The organism is Bartonella sp. CL71SXKL (assembly GCF_042194935.1).
GTDB lineage: Bacteria > Pseudomonadota > Alphaproteobacteria > Rhizobiales > Rhizobiaceae > Bartonella.
This window is the reverse complement of record NZ_JBHINI010000082.1, coordinates 1-1,062: the sequence shown is the minus strand read 5'-3', so window position 1 is coordinate 1,062 and position 1,062 is coordinate 1. Positions and strand designations below refer to the sequence as shown.

Sequence of the window (1,062 nt, the reverse complement as noted above, 5' to 3'; positions counted from 1 at the left end):
TGTATTTTTACGCCAAAGTTCTCTTTTGAGAATTTTTCGTGCCATTGTTGTTTTCTTTGGCTTGTTTACAGGTGTAAATGTTTATGCGCGCTCCTCAGCTATTTTTCATTCCCCAACAGATAATTTTTCTCGCCAACAATCTGAGAAGCAGCAATTAGAAAGAATTGAGAAATTACGCGCTTTAACGCCTAAAAGGATAAAGACGCCTTCAGAGCAAAATCCAGAAACGCTTTTGGGTGGGAAGCAATGTTTTCCCATTCATGCTGTTGTTGTTGAGGGAGTGCATCATGTCAAAAAGCGCTTTATATCAGCCGTAACAGAGCCTTATGTTGGAGGATGTATCGGTCTTGTCGATATTCAGCTCTTAATCAAGAAGTTAACCAAAGTTTATTTGGATCAAGGCTATGTAACGGCGCGTTTTTATATTCCTGATCAAGATATCAAAAACAGCAAGACGCTCAAATTTGTTGTCGTTGAGGGGAAGCTTTCAGAGATTTACTATAATGGTTCACCGGCGTCTCGTTATAACAATGTTGTGTGGAGTGCTTTTCCTGGGCTTCAAGGTCATGTTCTGAACATGCGCGATATTGAACAGGGGCTTGATCAGATCAACCGTTTGAGTTCAGCACACGCTCAAAGCGAACTTCTTCCAGGGCGTGAAGAAGGGAGCACCATTGTCAATATTAACAATCATCTCGATAAAACTTTCAAGGTTACTGTTTCTCATGACAATATGGGACAATCTTCCACGGGTTATGCGCGTTATAGTGCGGGCTTGAGGGTAGAAAATATTTTAGGGATGAATGATGCGTGGGATTTTAACTATCAGCGCAGTCAGACAGATTATTGGGGTGGGAGCAAGCAAGAAGGACATAGCAATAACATTTCAGCGAGTGTGAGTATTCCGTACGGTTATTGGACCTTTGGATTGAATGGCACTGTTTATAATTACCAAAGTATAATCCCTGGCAATTTTACCGATATTGAGACGACGGGGGATTCCAGTGAGTTGCACGCCAGTACAAGCAGGGTTCTTTACCGTGATAGTGTTTCCCTTACAAC

1 protein-coding gene is annotated in these 1,062 nt (G+C 41.8%); it reads left to right on the top strand.

The genetic code is table 11. The features are described from left to right. Window positions 1-1,062, top strand: a 1,062-nt coding sequence (locus ACFILA_RS09580) for a ShlB/FhaC/HecB family hemolysin secretion/activation protein (RefSeq protein WP_375661131.1), incomplete at both ends; no start/stop codon positions are given.